The organism is Ciceribacter sp. RN22, from assembly GCF_024054295.1.
Taxonomy (GTDB): domain Bacteria; phylum Pseudomonadota; class Alphaproteobacteria; order Rhizobiales; family Rhizobiaceae; genus Allorhizobium; species Allorhizobium lividum.
Map to the genome: position 1 here is coordinate 1,021,447 of NZ_JAMXLD010000002.1, position 21,305 is coordinate 1,042,751.

Genomic DNA, 21,305 nt, shown 5'->3' on the forward strand with positions numbered 1-21,305 from the left:
ATGAACGCACGAAATCAATCGCGAACCAACCGCCGCAGCACGGATTCGCGCGCCAAAACGTCGCCTTTTCGGCCTGTCGGAGAGTTTTTAGTCGTCTTCGCCGTGATTGGCGATCATCATCGCCTCGAACGCCAGTCGCTCCGTCTTGCGCATGCGTTCGGACTCGGATTTGAGCTGCCCGCAGGCAGCGAGAATATCACGGCCGCGCGGCGTGCGGATGGGTGAGGCGTATCCCGCCTGATTGATAAAGTCGGCGAACTTCTCGATCTGCTCCCAGTCGGAACACTGGTAATTCGTGCCTGGCCACGGATTGAACGGGATCAGGTTGATCTTCGCGGGGATACCCTTCAGCAGTTGCACCAGTCCCTTGGCGTCCTCCAGGCTGTCGTTGACGTCCTTCAACATCACGTACTCGAACGTGATGCGACGGGCATTCGAAAGACCCGGATAGGCGCGGCAGGCTGCCATCAGCTCCTTCAGGGGATACTTCTTGTTGATCGGAACCAGCATGTCGCGGAGCTCGTCGCGCACCGCGTGCAGCGAAATCGCCAGCATGACGCCGATCTCCTCGCCCGTCCGATAGATCTCCGGAACGACGCCGGACGTCGAAAGCGTGATGCGCCGCTTGGAAAGCGAAAGTCCGTCGCCGTCGGAAGCGATCAGCAGCGCACGCTTCACCTCCTCGAAGTTGTAGAGCGGCTCGCCCATGCCCATCATCACGACATTGGTGATCTTTCGGTCGCTGGAGGGCAGCATCGCGCCGACAGGAACATTGCGGTCGGGGAAATCACCCAATCGGTCGCGCGCCAGCAGCAATTGCGAGAGAATCTCTTCGGAGGTGAGATTTCGCACCAGCTTCTGCGTTCCGGTGTGGCAGAATGAACAGGTGAGTGAACAGCCGACCTGGCTCGATATGCAGAGCGTTCCGCGACCTTCCTCAGGAATATAGACGGTCTCCACCTCGACAGGGCGGCCGGCGCCGCGTGGCGGAAAACGCAGCAGCCACTTACGGGTCCCGTCGTTCGAGACCTGCTCCTCGACGATCTCCGGCCGGGCGATCGTGAAATTCGCCTTGAGCATGTCGCGCATGTCCTTCGCGACATTGCTCATGGCGTCGAAATCGGAGATGCCGCGGACGTAGATCCAGTTCCATATCTGCGCGACACGCATCTTGACTTGCTTTTCGGGCACACCCTTGTCGCGCAGCGCCGCACCAAGCTGCTGCCGGTCGAGACCGATCAGCGACGGCTTGCCGGAGATCGCGTCCTCGACCGGCGCGAGCGCGGCCTTGGGTTTGCCTGAAATCACAGCGTCGAGAGAAGCCATACCGTTTCACCTCACGCGCCACGCATCACCCGCGATCATGTCGTTGCGGGCGTGCTGGCCGCCTAGTTTCCGTAGAGTACCACCGGAGGAATTGGATTTATCCGGACCATATAGGTTTTCCGGCGGCCCTTTACCACCGAACAGCGCCGACGTCATCCGGAATATGGGACAACGCCTGAATACGCCGACGGATGACGTCGTGGGAGGTCAGTTGCGGCCTCTGCCTCTGCCTCTGCCGCCGTCGCGGGCGAAGCGGTCAGGGCACGTGTCGTGCCCAATTTACTTGCAGTTTTCGATCTTGCTGAGCGCCGCCGAGATGCCTGAAAGGGAGTAGGTGTAGGACGTCGCGGTCCCCCGGGCAGAGGTCGCCTTGACCGTCATCGACGAGCCGCCCTTCATAGCGGCGACGAGGGCCGGTTCCTCAGCGGCGTTCTCGACCCAGGCCGCTTTGTCCTTGGTGAACATCACGAAGTTCTTGCTGTCGATGGTGACGTTCACCTTCGAGCCGTCCTTGAGCTTGTAGCCCACCATCGCCTGCGGCTCATAGGAGATGTTCTGGCCGGGACGCTGCGAGACGATGAAGAAAATGTCACCATGGTCGACCGCCGCGGGTTCCTTGGCGGTCGGGACCGACAGTACGTAACAAACCGTTCCGCCGTTCGCCTTGTAGGAATACGCCCCCCATGCCTTGAACTGCTCGATGCGGGTCGGCGCCTGAGCGGTGGCTGTCCCGTAGCCTGCCAGCACGATTGCCAATGCGGTTGCGATACGTCTTACAAACATGTTGTCCTGCCGCTTACGTTTCCGTCCAAGGCCCGACCGTGCGCCGAGCCATTATCTTAAAACCTGATTCAGTTTGACTTAATTTAGGTTACCAAACCGTCAACAAGGCATCCGATCTCGTCGCCGAAGGCAGCATTTCCAGCCAACCAGACCGAATCTGGACCGTCCGCATCATCTGACGGTGAGTACTACCCCAGCACTCTGATCACAACAGAACAAATCCGGCGAGAGTTTGTCCTTTCCCGCCAACGGCACGGTCGAGCCCACGACGCGGGCATCGGCACCCGACCGTTGCTCGGGTTATCACCCGACGGCGACGCCCGGTTCGTCGGCGAGCGCGCGATCTGCCGCTTCGTAATGCTGCTCCCGGATGTGACTGCTTATCAGCGCAAGCGCCGTCGTCAATACCGCAATGTCGTCAGTGAAGCCCACGACTGCCAGCATGTCGGGGATCGCATCGAAGGGGAGTACGAAATAGCCGAGAGCCGCCAAAAGTATGCCACGCACCCGCAACGGGGTCTGTCGGTCGGTGGCGCAGTAATAGGCAGCGACGACATCACGTCCGAACGGCAGTTGGCGTATGGCCTTGCGCATGGTCGGCCAGAACCTTGCTCTGACGGTCTTTTCCTGGCGTTCCTGGGCTTCTTCGTCGCCTGGCAGCAGGATCTCGCCGATCTTGATATCGTCCATTGTCCGTCCTCGCATTCTGCCAACGATATGGGAAAGGGTGCGCGGAATTCAATTCCCCTCGCCATCGCGGCAGGCGACCCGCTCACGGCTATCCGGTCGCATGGCGGCACGCAAACGCAGCCGACCTCGGCTGACGATGGTCCGAGTCCATGTCGCGGAAACAACGGCCTCCGGCCGACTAAAACATGCTCTTTGCCGGCTGCGAGTCCCTGCCAGAAAAGGTTGCGACCGAATGGGCTTCATGAAGCGGGAATACTTCTTCGGTCAGATACGGTCCACCTCCGACGGATTCCTTCGAGGAGAGCAGGACAAAGCGCGAGACGAGGAAGGGTCCGGTGTGGAAATCGCCCCGCCCGGAAAGGTAGTGAACGACGTCGTCTACCCTCGACGACTTGAGCCGGGCCAGCGTCACGTGCGGACTGAACTTTCTCGGATCCGGCGGCAGGCCGATACGCTGGCAGATGCGCTCGATCTCCGCCTGCAGCGCATACATTTCGGGCGCTGGAGAAACGCCGGCCCAAATCGAATGCGGCTTCTTCGAGCCGAACGAACCGATGCCGCTCAGGCTCAAGAGGAATTCCGGCCGATCGATACGGTCCAGCCGGTCGACGATCTCGTCCGCCGTCCGTCCGTCGACGTCCCCGATGAAGCGCAAGGTGATGTGGTAGTTCTCCACGTCAATCCAGCGAGCCCCGGGGAGCCCGCCACGCAACAGGGAAAGGCTGAGAGCCGCATTACGCGGAATTTCGAGGGCAGTGAACAGTCTCGGCATGGCGAGCTCTCCCCGAATCTCTTGCAGATAACAATAGCGAATCACGCAATGCCGATCCGCGCAACCCCCTAATTTGTGTCTGAGGCAATGCGATCGAGGAAGCGCTCCACGGCGGGCAGCATCCGCCGGGTGATGACCGCAATCCCTTTGGCGTTGGGGTGCATTCCGTCGTCTATCTTCAGACCGGCCTCAGTCACTACCCCATCGAGGAGGAACGGATAGAATTCCAGTCCGTACTTGTCGGCCAATCGCCTGTAGATCGGATCGAACCGTTCCCGATACTCCGTCCCCATGTTCGGCGGAGCAAGCATGCCGACGAGAAGAACCTCGATCCCGCGCTTGCGCAACCGGCTCACGATCTCGTCGAGGTTCCTCTCCGTCTCTTCCGGCGCTATGCCGCGTAAGGCGTCGTTGGCGCCCAACTCCAGAATGACGCCTTCAGTCCCGTCAGGAACGGACCAATCCACGCGCGCCAGTCCCGCAGCGGACGTATCGCCGGATACGCCGGCATTCGTAATGACGATCTTGCGGCCAGCAACAGCCAGGGCCTTTTCGAGCTGCGCGGGAAGCGCGTCTTCTGGAGGCAATTGATAGCCGGCCATGAGGCTGTCGCCGAAGCCGACGATCTGCACCGGATCATCCTCCGCCTCGAGGGGGCTGGACATCAGCGTGACAACGAAGGCCAGAGCGGCAAAAAGGGGGATCGCTGCTTTAAATCTCATATTGCCTTCCCTAAATTGACCAGAGCCCGCGGCAGAACGGCAGACCGGTCCTGCAGGTGATACTCAACATATAGGGCGAGCGCGCGTGGGAAAAACAATCATCGAAGTAAAGAAGGCCGACCTGACGCTCGGAAGCGCGGCAGCGGCAGTCCATGTGCTGAAGGGGATCGATCTCGTCATCGACCGCGGTGAGGCAGTCGGGATCGTCGGCCCGTCCGGATCGGGGAAATCGACGCTTCTCATGGTGCTCGCCGGCCTCGAGCGGCTCGATCGGGGTGAAATCTTCATCAACGGTGCGGCGCTCCATGCTTTGAACGAGGATGCGCTGGCGGATTTCCGTGGCCGGAACATCGGCATCGTTTTTCAGTCGTTTCACCTGATCGCCAACATGACGGCGCTCGAGAACGTCGCGGTGCCGCTCGAACTCGCAAACGTCCGCAACGCCTTCGACATAGCCCGGCGTGAGCTTCAGGCGGTCGGCCTCGGCGAGCGTCTGAGTCACTATCCGGGGCAGCTCTCCGGCGGAGAACAGCAGCGCGTCGCCATTGCCAGAGCGCTCGCACCGTCGCCGGCGGTACTGATCGCCGACGAGCCGACAGGCAACCTCGATACCGAGACCGGTCGCCAGATCGCCGATCTCCTTTTCGCCAAACAGGCCGAGCGGGCCATGACGTTGCTGCTCGTAACGCACGATCCGCTGCTGGCGGCGCGCTGCTCGCGGCAGGTCAAGGTGATGTCGGGTATGATCGTCGAGGACCGGTCACGCGAGCGGCTTGAAGAGCGGCTGCCGGCATGAAAGTCTTTCTTCCTCGGCTTCGCGTGGCTTTCAGGATTGCAGTCCGCGAGTTGCGCGGCGGGTTGCGAGGTTTCTATATCTTTCTAGCCTGCATCGCGCTGGGCACGGGGGCGATCGCGGCCGTCAATTCCGTCTCCACCGCGATCACGGACGCCATCGCCTCGCAAGGCCAGGCGCTGCTTGCAGGAGACGCGCGCTTCGAACTGAACAACCGCGAAGCCACACCGGAGGAACGACGTTTTCTGGACGAACTCGGGACAGTCGCGGTGTCGACCGTCCTGCGTTCGATGGCGCGATTGCCCGACGGCTCTGACCAATCGCTGGTCGAAGTGAAGGCCGTCGACCAACTCTATCCGCTTTACGGCACCTTCGCATCCAACCCGCCGATGCCTCTCGCCGAGGCGCTCGCAGAAAGGGACGGCGTCTTCGGAGCGCTGGCGGCACCTCTCCTGCTCGAACGCCTCGGCCTTGCACCCGGCGACGAACTTCTGGTCGGCAAGGCCCGCTTTCGCATCAACGGCGTGATTGCGGCGGAACCGGATGCCATCTCCGACGGCATGGGATTTGCACCCCGTCTGCTGACGAGCCTCGACGGTCTCGGCGCGTCCGGCCTTGTGGAGACTGGCAGTCTGGTCGAGCATGCCTACAAGATCCGGCTGCATGACACCCAGCTCTCACCCGCGGATCTGCGGGAAAAGGCCCAGAAGACGCTGCCGAATGCCGGCTGGTCGATCCGCACCAGCGACCGGGCCGCTCCGGCACTGAGCGAGAACATCGCGCGCTTTTCGCAGTTCCTCACTCTGGTCGGCCTCACCGCCCTGATCGTCGGCGGTGTTGGTGTCGCCAATGCCGTCCGTGCATTCCTCGACAGCAAGCGCGTGGTGATCGCCACCCTGAAGTGCCTCGGGGCTCCGGCGACGGTCGTCGTTTTGGTCTATTTCATCCAGATCGCCATCATCGCGGCCTTCGGCATCGCCGGTGGACTCGTCGTCGGGATCGTGGCGCCGATGATCGCCGCACAGTATCTCGCACAGGTACTGCCGATCCCCGTAGCTCCGACACTCTATCCAGGTGCACTCGCGCTCGCATCGCTGTTCGGCATGCTGGTCACGCTTGCCTTTTCCATCCTGCCCCTCGGTCACGTCCGCGAGATACCGGCAACCGCTCTCTTTCGGGAACAGGGCCTGGAGGCCGGCGGCTGGCCCTCGCGCGCCTACGTCTTCGCGGCCGCGCTTCTATTTGCCGCCCTCGCGGCGCTGGCGATCGGCGTCTCCGAAGATCGCTGGATTGCGGCCCTCTTCCTGGTTTCGATGGCCGTCGGCTTCGTCGTCCTGCGCTTCGTGGCGCTCTTGATCGCGCTGGCAGCGCGGCGTGCCCCTCGTCCGTCGTCTGCGGCCCTGCGTCTTGCGATCGGCAACATCTATCGCCCGGGAGCCCTCACGCCCTCCGTGGTTCTTTCCCTCGGGCTTGGCCTTACGCTCCTCGTCGCGCTGGCGCTCATCGACGGAAACCTGCGCCGAGAACTAACCAGCAGTCTCCCGGAACGGGCGCCGAACTTCTTCTTCGTCGACATCCAGAAGACCGAGTTGGAGGACTTCCGTCGTCTTCTCGCCACTCGCTCGCCGGCGGGCCGCGTCGAGGAGGTTCCTATGCTGCGTGGTCGCATTCTCGCTTTCAACGGCACGGACGTGACGAAGATGGAGGTACCGCCTGCCGGGCGATGGGTGCTTCGTGGCGACCGCGGCATCACGTATGCGGAGGCGTTGCCCGGAAATGCAACGGTGACTGCCGGCGATTGGTGGCCGGCAAACTACACGGGCGAACCTTTGGTGTCCTTTTCTGCGGAAGAGGCGGAACAGCTTGGACTGAAGATCGGCGATACGGTGACCGTCAACGTCCTTGGACGAAGCATCACCGCCCGGATCGCCAATTTCCGCAAGGTCGACTGGGAATCGCTTTCCATCAATTTCGTGATGATCTTCTCTCCGAACACCTTTGCCGGTGCACCGCACACGTGGTTGGCGACGCTCACGCTGCCCGACGCAACGAGCGCAGAGGAAGCTGCCATATTGAAAGCGGTAACCCGCAGTTATCCGACCATCACAAGTGTGCGGGTCAAGGACGCGCTGGACGTCGTGGAACGGCTGGTCGGCCAGTTGGCGACGGCAATCCGGGCAGCGGCCGGAATTGCGCTCGTCACCTCGGTCCTTGTTCTGTCGGGGGCTCTGGCGGCCGGAAATCGCGCGCGGACCCATGACGCGGTCGTATTGAAAACCCTCGGCGCCACGCGAGGCCTGCTGATCCGCGCGTTCACCTACGAGTACCTTCTCCTCGGCGCGACAACCGCCGCTTTCGCGCTCGCAGGCGGCGGCGCGGCGGCCTGGTACGTCACCGCCCGGATCATGAATCTCCCGTCATCGTTCCTTCCTGCCGTGGCTCTGACGACACTCGCACTTTCTCTCCTGATTACGGTCGGCGTCGGATTGACCGGAACCTGGCGAATACTGGGACAGACGGCCGCTCCCGTGCTGCGAGAACTCTGAAAGCCTTCATCCTCGTATCGCGCGCGATCGAAGCTCCCCGTTTTTTGAGGACGCCTGCTCTTGTAGCAAAGCCCGGAAAACCTCATATTGTCCACAGGCATGCTGAGCTTCGCAGCGGCGCCTCGGGATCATGACCCGACACCGTATCCATTCCGAAGCTTAAAAAGAGGAAACAATGGCTGAACTTCGTAACTACCAAAGCCGGACGAGCGGCAACGCTCAGTCGGCCACGATGATCGACGAAGGCCTTCGCGCCTATATGCTGAAGGTCTACAACCTGATGGCACTCGGCCTGGCGATCACGGGAGTTGCAGCGTATCTGAGCTTCAATCTCGCCGTTGATAACGGTCAGCTGACGGCATTTGGTCAGGCGATCTATGTCAGCGGCCTGAAGTGGGTTGTCATCTTCGCGCCGGTCGCGCTTGTCTTCTTCATGAGCTTCCGCATTCATGCGATGAGCGTCGCGGCCGCACAGCTTACCTTCTGGATCTACGCCGCCCTTATGGGCCTGTCGCTGTCCTCGATCTTTCTGATCTACACCGGACAGAGCATCGTACAGACCTTCTTCGTGACGGCCGCATCTTTCGGCGCACTGTCGCTCTATGGCTACACGACCAAGCGTAATCTCTCCGCGATGGGTTCGTTCCTGATCATGGGGCTGTTCGGCCTCATCATCGCGAGCCTCGTAAACCTGTTCCTGGCCTCCTCGGCTCTCGACTTCGCGATCTCGGTCATCGGCGTGCTGATTTTCGCAGGCCTCACCGCCTGGGACACGCAGCGGATCAAGGAATCCTATTACGAAGCCGACAGCAGCGATGCCGCAGGCCGCAAGGCGATCATGGGTGCGCTGCAGCTCTACCTCGACTTCATCAACCTGTTCCTGTTCCTGCTGCGCTTCCTCGGTAACCGCGAGTAACGGCGGGTATAGGCTGTGACAGACAAAACCCGCTGGTTGCGCCAGCGGGTTTTTCATTGTCGAACGATGTCGGCCTCAGGACGACCTTACCGCGGCGGCGATGCTTTTGGTGAGCCAATACGAGGCGCCGGCTCGATCAAGGCGCCCGGTTCGTTGACCCTGGCTTCGGTTATCCGCTGCACGATCTCAGCCGCTCCGATGTGCCGGCCTTCCTTGTTGTAGAAGCTTCCCTTGACCTGAATTGTAGCGGCCAAGGCGGCTATGAAATCGTGAAGGAGCTGCTCGTCGACCGGTTCAGGATTGGTCCAGAACGCATCGAGACTTCCTTGATGTGTCAGTCCCGGGATGTCGTACACGGCACAGCCGAGGGCAATCGTCGGCTTCAGTTTTCTGATGCTGTGAATGCCAACCGTCGAGTTGACGACGACGGTACCCGACGACTGCCGGAGGATCGCATCCAGATTGCCTTGTTCGATGAACATGACCCGTTCGGAGACGCCATACTTTTCGGCGATCCGCGCGATCCTTTTGCCCCACCGCTCCAGCCCGTTGTCGAGCGGATGCTGCTTGAATACGAGAGCATGACCGACAGCGGCGTGCGCCGCGAATGACGCGATGACCTCATCCAGCATCTCCTCCATATGTCTGTAGGGGGAGTTCGCCCGGATTTGATAGTCGCTCTGCAGCTGAAGGGCGACGATGAAGAACGGCACATGACCGTTCTCGAAGAGCTCGGGTGGGGTCGTGCGGGGTCGATGAACCCACCGCACGAGCCAGGGCAGATAGTCGATCAGCGCCGAGTAGTACTTGTCCGCCGTGTAGAGAGGGAAGAAGACGCGACCGAAGAATGCCGTAAGGTTGTAGAAGACCTCATTGAACGCCTCCTGCCCGAACGTGTGTGGATAGCGGACATGGAGGTCGGGCGCATTGACCTTTTCCGCGATCGCTCTCACCGCGGCTGGATCATTGGGAAAATGGGAGAGATGGCCCATACCGTCGCGTTCGAGCGTGATCCAGTCGGGTCTCAGGTAGCCGAACTCCACCGCGTGACAGCGGACGCCGAGCCTCGCTCCAACTTCGCAGGCGACCTTGTGATAAGGCAGCTGGTCTGCGTAGTAGAGAATGTCGGTGACATTCTCCCGGCGGATCAACGCTTCGAGGAAGGCCGGCCAATGCTTCAACGAGCGGCGGTAGTTGATCGCGCCTCGCTTCAGCCAATAGACCTGATCGCCGAGCGAAAAGTTGACGCGGTGCGTCGGCACGCCCGCCTTCTCGAAGGCTTCGGCCAATTCTCGCCAAAAGACTGAAGGGGGACCCTGCAGAAATAAGACAACGGGCCCATTAACCGACCGCTGCATCAGACGGCAGGTCCGAGGCTGGAAATATGCGATACCATTACGTCTTATCCGCTGAAACCGAGCTTTTATCGCTCTCGTTAGGTGACTATAAGAGGCCGGTCAAGGACGAACAAGCTTGCAGGTCGGGATCATGCACCGTTTGACACTCCTCATTCTGCAGGGACCTGCCTCACCGTTCCTCAAGGGGGTCGCTAGACAGGCGGAAGCTCTCGGCGCGCGCGTCTTCAAGATCAATTTCTGCCTGGGAGACGCTGTCTTCTGGTGGCCACGAAAGGCTGACTGGTTTACCGGCCCGAGCGAGGATTGGCCTGGCTTCCTTCGTGACTATCTTCGTCGTAACGGCATCACCGATATACTGATGCTCGGGGATGGCCGCCCGAAGCACGCCGCCGCGGTGGAGGCCGCACGCGAGGCGGGTGCCAGGGTGCACATTCTGGAACACGGCTATCTCCGCCCCGACTGGCTCACCATAGAGCCGGAAGGCATGTCCGGACGCTCCTGGTTTCCGCGTGACGCCTCCGCGCTTCGTGCACTTGCCGATGGCATGCCAGCCGTGGACCTGCGCAGCCACTTCAGCAGCAGTTTTCTCACCTATGCGCTCTACGACCTTGCCTACCATATCCCCAACGTCCTGCTGGGTTGGCTGCTTCATCCCCATTACCGGACGCACGGGCCTGTCCACCCGGCGGTGGAATACGCCGGTTGGATCAGAAAGGGACTGACCTCCGGCCGTCGGCGCAGGCAGGCACAGGAAGTGCAGCGGGGCTATCTGCCAAAGGAAACGTCGCCACCTCGGTATTTCCTGTTTCCGCTACAACTGCCCGGGGACTACCAGATCCGAATCCATGCCCCGTTCGGCGACCATTTCGAGATCGTAGCCGCAACGATCGCATCTTTCGCGCGTGAGGCGCCACTTGAAGCACGGCTGCTGTTCAAGATCCATCCGATCGACAACGGACTGAGCGGATGGACCGGGTTCATCGCCGGAGAAGCCAAGCGTTATGGTGTCGACAATCGCGTCGACGTCATCGATGGCGGTGACCTCGAAAAGCTGATTACCAGCGCGGCCGGAATTGTGACGGTGAATTCGACCGTCGGCCTTTCGGCTGTCATGGCAGGCAAGCCAGTGATTACTCTCGGTGCCGCGATCTACGACATTGCCGGCGTCACCCATCAGGACAGCCTAGCAAGCTTCTGGCAAGCACCGCAGGCGCCGCAAGCCGGAATGCCTGAGGTGCTTGCAAAAGCACTCGTCGCGACAACCCAGGTTCGCGGCGGTTTTCTCGACGCGGAAGCAATCGCTATCGGAGCGCGCAATGTCGTGGAGCGCATTCTTGCGCCCTCCCCCGCCCTCGAGCGGCCATCTGCAATCGCAAACGCCTACCGCTACCAGCCGGAACTGGAACGGGCGCCGGTCACCGCACCCTGACTCGCTTGCGCTCGAACCACCAGTAAACGAACGGTCGCACGACCGAGCCGAAACGGCCGAGCAGGAAGATGGTCGTGGTGAAATAGACCGTACGCTCATTTCGGTCCAGCGCCCGGACGATCCTCGCGGCGACGGCCTCCGCACTCCAGGCACCGCCGGCCTTCATCATCGCTTCTGCCTCAGCGGGACGCACCAGGCGCTCGGCGGCAAGTTGGGGCGTATCGGTGTCTGGCGGAAAGCAGATCGAGACGTCGATCCCGTGAGCCGCAGCCTCAAGGCGCAACGCCTCGACGAAGCCGAGGAGGGCCGCCTTTGAAGCACAATAGGCGGCATAGCCGAAGATGCCGATGAGTGCAGCTCCAGAGGACACCAGAAGGATCTTGCCCTGCCCGCGCGCCTTCATCCCGGCATAGACCGCCCTGACGGCGTTGACCGCCCCGACCAGGTTCGTGTCGATCTGCCGTCGGAAATCCTGCGCCTCTTGCAGGTGGAACTCCGCCGGCGCGACGACACCCGCCGACGCAACCAGGATATCGCACGCACCGTGTGTTGCCTCTGCCGCCGCGATCACGTTCTCAAGCTGGATTTCGTCGGCAACATCCGCCTGCCCCAGATGAATGCACTCGTGCGGGCAACCGGTTTCGGCGCATAGACGCTCCCGCGCTGCGGTCAGTCTGGCGGCATCTCGACCGACAAGGGTGACGGCACTCCCCCGCTGCAGATAGCAGCGCGCGACGGCAAGCCCTATGCCACTCGATCCACCTGTTATGATGACGTGAACCATCGGCCTTTCGATCCTCAAGCCTGCCAAACGCGGCCCCGAGATGCAGCGTCAGGCTTTGCCGAGCTTCGCCATCAACTGGCCGACATCCACCGACGCTAGCCCGAAATTCTGCTGCTTCAGTCTCTCGAGGATGGTCGCCGTCAGATCAACTGAACGGGCGATCTGATCTTCTGTGTGTGCGCTTGTGATGAAGAAGCGCAGCCGAGCCAATCCTTCGGGCACCGCCGGATGAATGATGGGCAAGACATTGACGCCGGCTTCATACAGCTCATTCGACAGCTGTACGGCACGAAGCGAATCCGCAACCAACACAGGAACCACCGAATAGCCTTGGCTCAACCCCGTATCGAGCCCGCGCTTTCGGGCCAGTTCGAGGAACAGCTGGCTGTTCCGTCGAAGATCCCGCGTTCGTTGCGGTTCGGCCCTCAGGACCCCGAGGCTGGCGATGGCCGCACCGGCAAGAACCGGAGCAAGGCCGACACTGTAGACGAAGCCACCGGCCTGGGCCTTGAGCAGGGTGACCAAAGCCTCGCTGCCTGCAATGTAACCACCGCAGCTGCATGTCGTCTTCGAGAGCGTTCCCATCCAGATGTCGACGGAAGTCGGGTCGACGCCATAGTGCTCGAACACGCCTCGACCACGGTCCCCGAGCACACCGAGCGAATGGGCCTCGTCGAGCATCAGCCAGAAACCGTATTGTTCCTTGAGGCGCAAGAGACCGGGAAGGTCCGCGACGTCGCCATCCATCGAGTAGATGCCTTCGGCGATCACGAGTATCCGTTCATACTGGTCGGCGAGCGACTTCAGGACACGCTCCAGGTCGGCAACGTCGTTGTGCTTGAAGAAGCGACGAGTCGCCCCCGACAGCTTCACGCCTGCGAGCCCACTGTTGTGCATGAACTCGTCATGGATCACCAGATCGCGCGGCCCCATGAGGCAGCTGATGGCCGCCACGTTAGTGAGATAACCACTCACGAAGCAAATTGCGGCTTCCGTGCCGTAATTCTCGGCAATAGCCGTCTCCAGCTCATGGTGGATCGTGCGCTCTCCGGCCACCAGCCGGCTTGCCGACGCGGAAATGCCGAATTGCCGGATCGAACGTTCGGCCGCACCGAGCACATCCGCATGCCGGTTAAGACCGAGATAATCATAGGAGGCAAAATTATCGAACGTACGCCCGCCGATGCTCGCCGTCGCACCGCTCGCGCCCTCGTGGGCCCGATAGAACGGATTCTCCATCCCGAGATATTCGCTGGCACGCTGCTGCATGACGACCTGCTTGTACTCCGGCAAGTCAACGAACCCAGGTTGCTTGCGGCGAGGCAGCGAACTGAGGGCTTGTTCCGTTCGGGAAACGCGCCCCTGGTCAACGTTCTTCTGCAGGCTTTTCATCCTGTTGAGGATATTCTGCCGCTTGCTTTCGTCCATCAGTCCATAACTCCACGCACTCGACCGGCGGCCGGCTCGCCGCTATTCCGCTCCGGCGTGCCGGCGGCTCAGTTCATCGACAATACGTGTCTCCGCCGAGACGTCCACATCGGCCTCTTCCGTTCCGTTTCGTGCCTTCACCTTCTCGTAAAGGCGGCGCGTGATGTCGCCAACAGTGGCATTGTCGGCTAGGCTGCTGAGCGGCATGTCGAAGCCGGTATTCTGTTCGAAGTTCAAACCGAGTTCAACGGCCATCAGGCTATCGAGGCCGATATCCTTGAGGACGCTCTCCTTGAGGACGCTCTCGCGCGAGACTCTGAGAATCGTGGCGATCTCAGAAGCGAGAATATCGAACAGCAGATCCTGTGCTTCAGCAGGCGATTTGCCTTCGATCATCGCGACGAGATCGATATCACCACCCTCGGTCCCGCTCGCGTGATGAGCGGCCTTGCGCATGACCACGTCGAAGAGAGCTTCATTGACCACCGCGAGATTATGCGCGGCGGCCCAGTCGAATTCGGAGATCATGACCACGGCAGCGTCGACCGTATCGGGAGCGCTGCCGATGTATTCCTCGACCGCGTTCAGGGCGTCACGCGCGTTGATCGCCGTCTTGCCGAGCCGCCGGTCCAGCCGCTGGCCGACATCGGTATTGCGCGCCAAGTAACCAGCGTCCGCAATTGCGCCGAAACCGACGGCGAGTGCCGGCAGTCCTTCCGCCCGACGTGCCCGCGCAAGCCCCTCCAGGAAGCCGTTGGCCGCAACGTAGTTCGCCTGGCCGGGATTTCCGACAAGGGTCGTCACGGAGGAGAACAGGATGAAGTTGTCAAGCGTGTCCGATCGGGTCTCGACATCAAGAATCGCCGCACCCTTTGCCTTCACGTCGATGACAGGACGGTTCCGCTCTTCGTTGAGATTGCCGATGAGAGCATCGTCCAGCACCATTGCGGCATGGATGACCGTCTTCAGCGGGGCAGTCTGGCGCAAATCAGTGAGCATCGCCCGCACATCGGCCTCACGGGTAACGTCGCAGGCGAAAAGCCTGACATCGACACCGTTCCGTTCCCAACGAGAGATAGCGGCCGCTGTAGCGTCGTCGGCCGTCCCCCTGCGCGAGCAGAGCGCGATTGTCCGTGCGCCCTTTTCCACCAGCCATTCGGCTGCGACGAGGCCGAAACCACCAATGCCGCCGACGACGAGGTGAACGCCTTGCGGATCGACCTTCATCGTCCTCGGTGGCTTCGCGGCGACCTGGTCAACACCTGCTTTCGGCGGAAGCACGACAATCTTGCCGATATGTCCGGCGTTCTGCATCAAGCGGAACGCGTCGCCGATCTCATCGTGATCGAAGGCGCGATATGGAAGCGGCGAGAAGACACCCTCCTCGAAGAGCGCGCCGATCTCCGTCAACATACGGCGAGAAAGCTCCGGATGAAGGACCAGCAACTGGTCCGCATCGATGCCGAAATAGCTGACGTTGCGCCGGAAGGGGCGAAGACCGATCTTGCTGTCGGAATAGTAGTCACGCTTGCCGAGCTCGAGGAACCGCCCGAATGGCTTGACGAGCGACAGGCTCTTTTCCATCGCCTCGCCGAAGAGCGAGTTCAGAACGAGATCCACCCCCTCCCCGCCGGTCACATCGAGAACTTCGCCGACAAAGCTCAGGGTGCGTGAATCAAAGACGTGGTCGGCGCCGAGCATCTCGACGAACCGACGCTTCTCCTCGGTTCCCGCGGTTGCGATCACCTTGAGGCCGGCATGCTTGGCGACCTGCAAAGCTGCAAGGCCAACGCCGCCGGCAGCGCCATGGATCAGGATCGTTTCACCAGGCCGTGCGCGGCCGAGCTCGATAATCGCGTAATAGGCGGTAAGGAAGACCACCGGAATGGATGCCGCAGCAACCGGGTCGATACCCGCCGGCAGTTTTGCAACACCAGTCCGCTTCACCGGGACGTGAGTAGAGAATGCCGACGCGGCAATCGCCATCACCGGGTCGCCGATCGCAAGATCGTCCACCGCGCTGCCAACCCCGACCACCCGGCCGGAGAACTCCATCCCGATCGAAGCGCCGGCAAAGCCGTCTTCCAGCGCCTCCTCCGGCAACAGGCCCATCGCCCACATGACATCGCGGAAGTTGAGTCCCGTCGCAGCAACTTCGACAAGCACCTCGTCCGGCCGGACTTCCGGCCGCTCACAGCTTTCCCACCGTATGCTCGCAACCTGTGAGGGTACTTGCTGACGGATCATCGCTGCACGGAAATCACTTGTAACGCCGAAGACATGGGGTGCGGCGCCCGGCACGGCACGAATCTCCGAGAACCTACCGTCAACTTCGATTCTCCATTCCCTGTTGCGTCCGCTGCTCTCGGATACCCGGTGCGCAGCCTCGAGCATCGCCCCCAACTCATCACTTCCGGCGATCGTGTCGACACACTCCACATCAAGGAAGTCGAATTCGTTACGCAGGACACGCAGGAACACCCACAGGCCGGCATTGACCGGATCGGCCGGCCGATCGCCGGACGACGACCCAACCGCCGGCGAGCCGCCCGGCGCAGCGACGACCAGACGGAACCTTTGGCCTTGCGGCGCGGTATTTCGGTATTCCGCCTGCGCCAGCGCGAGTGCGCTCAACACCAGCACGCGGCGCTGCAACTCGCGAGAAGCATCCTCGGCCGGCAGATGCCGCGGGCTCAGGAACACGATCTTTTCGGTAGCCCCGCCGTCGCGGACGAATATGTCCAGGAAGGCTGCCTTGTCGATTGCCAGATCCCCGGTCGCACCAAATGGCTGCGTGCGCGAGAAGCCCGCCGCCTTGGCGGCATCGGTGAGCATGCTGCCGTCTACGTCACCGCCATGAACCAGCACGATCGGCCGGAAGGGCTCGACCACTGCCGAAGCCTCGATGACGGGTTCCGCGAACGCCCCCTGGCCGGCGCGCGCCTCGATCAGGATGAGGCTGCCCCCGGTCAGGTCACATTGGCGAACGTTGGCGTTGGCATAGCCATGCTGCTCGAGGAGCTCCGACCACTCGGGCGTCGAAGGAAGGGAGCTGACGGGGAATTCTTCCGACTTGCTTCGGGAGAACCAGCCTTCGCTCAGGCCGTAGACGAAATCCTGAAAAACGCCCGGCGCGCTGACGGCCGCCAGGAGGATGCCGGAACTCGCCAGCCACGTCGACGGAAGTTTACTCACATCGTTTTCAATGAGCTCGCGCAGCCGATCGCTCGCACTCACGACAATGTCGGCCGCAAGCTCTGTTTCCAGCCTATCAAGGACCGTCACACGGGGATCATTTTCGAAGGCGAGCTCAAGGCGGTGCCGCAGACCATTGTCCGGCTCGCAAACGACGAGCATCGCATTCTTCGCTTCCGCAATCTCGGCGAGTCTGCGCGTCAGATGCGGCGAGGTGCTTCCAAGCTCCAGAATGCGCGCGGCGCTGCCGTCGCCTGCCAGGGCATTTTGCAGGGCATCAACGAGCATAGCGGTGCGGTTTCGCGCCGCAACCGAATGGATCGCCAAATGCTCAAGCGTCGCTTCGCTGATGAAGCGGTCTGCTTTTCCGGCTTCGTCGCCGGAGACTTCCCGCGCCGCGCCGAGGCGATCGAGAGCTTCGCGATAGCAGTCGTTGATCAGCACGGCCTCGACCGCACGATCCGGCGCGCTCGCATAGAGCTCACCCAGAATTTCACTGACCGGCGGCAAGGAGCACTCGTTGGCAAGCTGCCATCCGTCTTCTCCCTGTTCCGCAAAGCCGGCATCAGTAAGCAGATGCAGGCCATTGAACAAGAACGGACGAAGACACGAGTCCTCCGGCAAATCGGACGCGACGATCCTTTGCTTTCCCTTGCCAACAATCGACAGAATGTCGTGCATGGCGCGGAAGACGGCCGCGTTGAAAAGGAATGTCTCGTTATCGAGAGCACTGTCGACTGCGTCGGCAAAGAAGGCCTTGCCGGTCATTGTCTCGGCGAATGCCGGCAGACCCTGTCGCCCTTCCGCAGGGAGGGTTTCGTAATGGAAGGACAGCGCATTCAGCGTCTTGCGCTGCTTCAGATAGGTGCGCCGGAAACGGCAATCCTCGAAAGTCGCGATGCGTCCGCCGTCCTCATCGAACAAGTGGAACTTCGCCTTAATCGACGTCGGGCTCAATCGCTCGATTTCGATGACGGCCCGGCGAAGCGGCTTTTCGGTTGCCGTCACGCGGATCGCTCCGAAACGGACCGGAATGTATGGCGCGCCACCGTGATCTCCGCTGAACCGGTCGAAGAGTGCGACCAGACCGTGGAAGACTGCATCGACCGATACCGGATTCAAGTTGTAGCGCAAACACGGGTGCGCCGGCTTTACGGCCTCCTTGAGGGTAACCTCGATCAGGCGCTCGCCGTGGCAGACGGCCTGTGCCATGAGCTGGAAAGTCGGACCGTAGTCGAGCCCGAAGTTGGAGGCGATGCGATAAGCCTTGGCCGGTTCGATCTCGACAGTCGCCGCGCCGATTTCAAACCCCGGCGCTGGCGTCAGTTCGGCTGCTGTAAGTTTACGACTGCGCGCCACGGCGTGCACCGACCAGTCGTCCTCGCTCAGCCGCTCCCGTGAGCGAATTTCGAGATCGCCGGTTTCCGGCGATATGATCGTCGACAATTCGAGCAGACGGTGCCGGCTGAGTTCGAGCGGACGCACGATCTCCAGGTTGGAGATCTCCACTTGATCGTGATGGTAGAATTGCCGTGCGGCAGAAAGCGCAATTTCTATGAAACCGCTTCCGGGCATGATTGCGCGGCCGTCTACGACATGCTCGGCAAGGTCGGGGAAGAGATGAGCGTCAACGTGGTTCTTCCAGGAACCTCCGTTGAGATCGATGCGCCAGCCGGCGAGCGTATAGCCATATTCGCTATCACGACCGTAGATATCCGCACGGTCGCTGGTCCGGTCGGGACGAAGCTCAATCTTTTCGAAGGGAAGAGCCGGGAGAGAGACAAATGCATTTCGCCGTCCGAAAACGCGTTCTTCATCGAAAGCGGCTCCACTCGCTATCGCACGCGCCATCGACTGGAAGACCGGATCGGCGTCGAGTTCGTGATCATCGCGCGAAAGTGTCGGGACGATGCTCACCGAAGCCGATCGGTTCTTGGCAATGTCACCGACATAGCCGCCGAGAATAGCGCGCGGCGAAACCTCAACGAACACGGTACAGCCCTGCGCAGTCGCCTCCTCGACGGCATGCATGAACTTCACCGGCTGGCGAACGTTGCGCCACCAGTATTCCGGCGTGAGCGAGGCACCGTCCAGGACCGTTCCTGTCACGGTCGAGATGAACGCCGTCGCCGACGACCGGGGAGAGATCGCCGGCATGTCTGCGAGAAACGCATCGCGCGCACGGTCGATGAGCGGGTGGTGGAAGGGGTAGTTGATATCGAGTGGTTGAACCGCGACCTTGCGCTTGCGCGCCTTTTCTCTCAGGGTCTTCACCTGCTCATAGGTGCCGGATACGGTCACTGAGTTGTGAGCGTTGACAGCAGCCACGGTAATGCCGTCAAGCTCCAGGGATTCAATGAGGTCGAACGTAGCCTGTTCGCCGAGTTTCACGGCCGCCATTGTGCCTTCGCCCGCCAGCACGTCCTGATGAAGCGAACGCTTGGCAATGACCGTGACGGCATCCTCGATCGTCAAGGCACCCGCCGCGTAAGCCGCCGCCACCTCGCCGACGGAGTGGCCGAGCACGGCCTTTGCATCCAGGCCAAGAGCGGCCAGCGCATCGAACAGCGCGACCTGAATTGCAAACAGCAATGGCTGGGCGATCTTGGTGTCACCCAGCTTGTCTGCAAGCGCCGGATCGGAAAGCACGTCGAGCAGGTCGACCTGCGAATAGGCGTGGAACAATCGTGAGACTGTCGAGAATGTGTTACGGAACACCTCGTTGCGCCGCAACGCCTCAAGGCCCATGCCCGCCCACTGAGCACCGTTGCCCGAAAACACCAATGCGACTTTCGGGTCGCGCGACGTCGTTTCGCCGATTTCAGCCAGACCGCGACCGGCGCCCGCCAGATAGGAGGAGATCGTCGTCGAAACGCTTTCGGGGGAGCCACGCATGACGAAGCGGTGCCGCATCGCGCTCCTGTTCGCACCCGCGGCAGCGATAATTGCCTTCTTCTCCGCCGCGCTCGGGGCCTCGTCAAGCCGTTCGCGGTAACCTTCAAGGAGACCTCTCAGGCTCTCGACCGTATGGGCTGAGGCCATAAAGACGGGACTCTCGTGCTGATCGCCACTCGCACGCTGTTCCGCGACGGTCTGGGGGTCCGAAATGACGACATGGGCGTTCGCACCGCCGAAGCCGAATGAATTGACGCCGGCGAGACGCGGACGGTCACTCTTCTCGAGCAGAATCGGCTCTTTGGCCACCCGAACGTTCAATCCCTCAAAGTCGATGTCCTCGTTCGGCTTGTTGAAATGCAACGAGGCCGGAAGATAGTTGTTCTCCAGCGCCAGCATCGCCTTCATCATGCCAAGGAGACCGGAGGCCGGTTCAGTATGACCAATGTTGGACTTGATCGATCCGATCGGGATCGGCTGCCGGCGACGCTTGCCAATGACCTGGCCGAGGGACCAGACTTCTGCCGGGTCGCCGACCTTTGTGCCGGTGCCGTGCCCCTCGATGAAGACGACGTCGTTCGGATCGATGCCATTGTCGTCGTAGACCGCCTTCAGCAGTTCGACCTGCGCCTCCCGCGACGGAAGAGAGATCCCATTGGTGCGACCGGCGGCATTGGTGCCTGTTGCCACGATGGTGGCGTGGCTGCGGTCACCTTCCCTGCGCACCCTGTCGGACCGCCTCAGGACGACGGCGGCGGCCCCCTCGGCACGGACGTAGCCGATTCCGTCGTCGTCATAGGCCTTGCAGAGACCGTCCATCGCCAACATGCGTGCCTGCGCAAAGCCAACGAAGGGCAAAGGATGAACGAGAACATTGACCCCGCCGACGATCGCCGTGTCGACCTCACCCAATTCAAGCGCTTTGACCGCCTGATCGAGAGCCACCAGCGACGACGAACAGGCGGTATCGACCGAGAGGCTCGGTCCGTTCAGGCCGAATACGTGAGAGATACGGTTGGCGACGACCGAAAGCGTATTGCCGGTCATGAAGTAGGGGCCGGGAGCCGCCGGATCCTCGACAGAAAGATTGGCGTGGTCGAGACTGGATGCACCAACGAAGACGGCGACCCTCTCTCCCTGAATCTTGCTCACGGGGATATTGGCATCCTCCAAAGCTCGCCATGTGACCTCAAGCAGCAGCCGCTGCTGCGGATCCATGAAAACTGCTTCGCGCTTGGAGATGCCAAACAGTGTCGGGTCGAAGTTGTAGATGTCGTCGAGGACGCCGGCGGCAAACGTGTAGGACTTGCCAGCCATGCCCATTTCAGGATGCCAAAAGCGCGCGATATCCCAGCGGTCGCCCGGTATGCTCGTCACGGAGCATGTCTTGGCGCGCATCAACTCGAATAGTTCCTCAGGCGAATTTGCCCCAGGTGCGGCGCATGCACGCCCGATTACTTCTACCGTCATCTAAACATCGCAGATCTGATAGTTTCAGCACAACTGCCCGTGGCACTTGGCACGGGATTTTCCCTAGCACTTAGACAAGCGAGGAAAGGGCGTCAATCCGCCATTGCCTCTGAAGGTCAATTGACGAAGCAAGTAGTGGCCTAACCAGTCCATCCGGCCGTTTTCCCCGCAAAACCAACCTCGACCTCCATCAGCAAC

At 61.3% G+C, this 21,305-nt stretch carries 13 protein-coding genes; 4 read left to right on the top strand and 9 right to left on the bottom strand.

Features of this window, described 5'->3' with window-relative positions; translation table 11 throughout:
• Nucleotides 1–87 precede the first annotated feature (87 nt).
• The 5 genes from rlmN to NHF53_RS19880 form a co-directional block, all read right to left on the bottom strand.
• Nucleotides 88–1,326 (bottom strand): 23S rRNA (adenine(2503)-C(2))-methyltransferase RlmN, encoded by a 1,239-nt coding sequence (gene rlmN / locus NHF53_RS19860; RefSeq protein WP_252835730.1) that lies wholly within the window; start codon nucleotides 1,324–1,326, stop codon nucleotides 88–90.
• Between the two features lie 279 nt (nucleotides 1,327–1,605).
• Complete coding sequence (locus NHF53_RS19865; RefSeq protein ID WP_114362847.1) at nucleotides 1,606–2,109, bottom strand: invasion associated locus B family protein; 504 nt, start codon at nucleotides 2,107–2,109, stop codon at nucleotides 1,606–1,608.
• Between the two features lie 303 nt (nucleotides 2,110–2,412).
• Nucleotides 2,413–2,799, bottom strand: a complete 387-nt coding sequence (locus NHF53_RS19870; RefSeq protein ID WP_252835731.1) for a YkvA family protein — start codon at nucleotides 2,797–2,799, stop codon at nucleotides 2,413–2,415.
• Between the two features lie 178 nt (nucleotides 2,800–2,977).
• The gene (gene thpR, locus NHF53_RS19875) at nucleotides 2,978–3,571 is read right to left on the bottom strand and encodes an RNA 2',3'-cyclic phosphodiesterase (RefSeq protein ID WP_252835732.1); all 594 of its coding nucleotides are present in this window, start codon (nucleotides 3,569–3,571) and stop codon (nucleotides 2,978–2,980) included.
• A 68-nt stretch (nucleotides 3,572–3,639) separates the two neighbouring features.
• Nucleotides 3,640–4,293: an arylesterase gene (locus NHF53_RS19880; protein WP_374591228.1), complete on the bottom strand. Its 654-nt coding sequence runs from the start codon at nucleotides 4,291–4,293 to the stop codon at nucleotides 3,640–3,642.
• Between the two features lie 85 nt (nucleotides 4,294–4,378).
• On the opposite strand from NHF53_RS19880, the gene NHF53_RS19885 reads away from it, so the two are divergent.
• The 3 genes from NHF53_RS19885 to NHF53_RS19895 all read left to right on the top strand — a co-directional run bounded on the left by NHF53_RS19885 (nucleotide 4,379) and on the right by NHF53_RS19895 (nucleotide 8,548).
• Nucleotides 4,379–5,089 carry an ABC transporter ATP-binding protein gene (locus NHF53_RS19885; protein WP_252835733.1) on the top strand — a complete coding sequence of 237 codons (711 nt, stop codon included), beginning with the start codon at nucleotides 4,379–4,381 and terminating at the stop codon, nucleotides 5,087–5,089.
• Nucleotides 5,086–7,632: an ABC transporter permease gene (locus NHF53_RS19890; protein WP_252835734.1), complete on the top strand. Its 2,547-nt coding sequence runs from the start codon at nucleotides 5,086–5,088 to the stop codon at nucleotides 7,630–7,632. Before NHF53_RS19885 ends, NHF53_RS19890 begins: the two co-directional genes overlap by 4 nt.
• A 175-nt stretch (nucleotides 7,633–7,807) precedes the next feature.
• Nucleotides 7,808–8,548, top strand: a complete 741-nt coding sequence (locus NHF53_RS19895) for a Bax inhibitor-1/YccA family protein (protein WP_252835735.1) — start codon at nucleotides 7,808–7,810, stop codon at nucleotides 8,546–8,548.
• 86 nt (nucleotides 8,549–8,634) lie between these two features.
• On the opposite strand, the gene NHF53_RS19900 is transcribed toward NHF53_RS19895, so the two are convergent.
• Nucleotides 8,635–9,810 (bottom strand): capsule biosynthesis protein, encoded by a 1,176-nt coding sequence (locus NHF53_RS19900; RefSeq protein ID WP_252835736.1) that lies wholly within the window; start codon nucleotides 9,808–9,810, stop codon nucleotides 8,635–8,637.
• A 226-nt stretch (nucleotides 9,811–10,036) separates the two neighbouring features.
• Here NHF53_RS19900 and NHF53_RS19905 point away from each other — a divergent pair, with 226 nt between their 5' ends.
• Nucleotides 10,037–11,335, top strand: a complete 1,299-nt coding sequence (locus NHF53_RS19905; RefSeq protein ID WP_252835737.1) for a capsule biosynthesis protein — start codon at nucleotides 10,037–10,039, stop codon at nucleotides 11,333–11,335.
• Here the strand turns inward: NHF53_RS19905 and NHF53_RS19910 are convergent.
• The 3 genes from NHF53_RS19910 to NHF53_RS19920 are packed head-to-tail and all read right to left on the bottom strand — an operon-like array spanning nucleotide 11,322 to nucleotide 21,107.
• Entirely contained in the window at nucleotides 11,322–12,119 is a 798-nt protein-coding gene (locus NHF53_RS19910; RefSeq protein WP_252835738.1) for an SDR family oxidoreductase, read from the bottom strand. The two genes, NHF53_RS19905 and NHF53_RS19910, sit on opposite strands and share 14 nt — an antisense overlap.
• A gap of 48 nt (nucleotides 12,120–12,167) precedes the next feature.
• Entirely contained in the window at nucleotides 12,168–13,547 is a 1,380-nt protein-coding gene (locus tag NHF53_RS19915) for an aminotransferase class I/II-fold pyridoxal phosphate-dependent enzyme (RefSeq protein ID WP_252835739.1), read from the bottom strand.
• Between the two features lie 42 nt (nucleotides 13,548–13,589).
• Nucleotides 13,590–21,107 carry a type I polyketide synthase gene (locus NHF53_RS19920; RefSeq protein ID WP_252835740.1) on the bottom strand — a complete coding sequence of 2,506 codons (7,518 nt, stop codon included), beginning with the start codon at nucleotides 21,105–21,107 and terminating at the stop codon, nucleotides 13,590–13,592.
• Nucleotides 21,108–21,305: the final 198 nt, after the last annotated feature.

Bases quoted from the DNA above. Each gene is read 5' to 3' on its own strand.
- rlmN (WP_252835730.1), bottom strand. From the start codon at position 1,326: ATGGCTTCTCTCGACGCTGTGATTTCAGGCAAACCCAAGGCCGCGCTC.
- NHF53_RS19865 (WP_114362847.1), bottom strand. From the start codon at position 2,109: ATGTTTGTAAGACGTATCGCAACCGCATTGGCAATCGTGCTGGCAGGC.
- NHF53_RS19870 (WP_252835731.1), bottom strand. From the start codon at position 2,799: ATGGACGATATCAAGATCGGCGAGATCCTGCTGCCAGGCGACGAAGAA.
- thpR (WP_252835732.1), bottom strand. From the start codon at position 3,571: ATGCCGAGACTGTTCACTGCCCTCGAAATTCCGCGTAATGCGGCTCTC.
- NHF53_RS19880 (WP_374591228.1), bottom strand. From the start codon at position 4,293: ATGAGATTTAAAGCAGCGATCCCCCTTTTTGCCGCTCTGGCCTTCGTT.
- NHF53_RS19890 (WP_252835734.1), top strand. From the start codon at position 5,086: ATGAAAGTCTTTCTTCCTCGGCTTCGCGTGGCTTTCAGGATTGCAGTC.
- NHF53_RS19895 (WP_252835735.1), top strand. From the start codon at position 7,808: ATGGCTGAACTTCGTAACTACCAAAGCCGGACGAGCGGCAACGCTCAG.
- NHF53_RS19905 (WP_252835737.1), top strand. From the start codon at position 10,037: ATGCACCGTTTGACACTCCTCATTCTGCAGGGACCTGCCTCACCGTTC.
- NHF53_RS19910 (WP_252835738.1), bottom strand. From the start codon at position 12,119: ATGGTTCACGTCATCATAACAGGTGGATCGAGTGGCATAGGGCTTGCC.
- NHF53_RS19915 (WP_252835739.1), bottom strand. From the start codon at position 13,547: ATGGACGAAAGCAAGCGGCAGAATATCCTCAACAGGATGAAAAGCCTG.
- NHF53_RS19920 (WP_252835740.1), bottom strand. From the start codon at position 21,107: ATGACGGTAGAAGTAATCGGGCGTGCATGCGCCGCACCTGGGGCAAAT.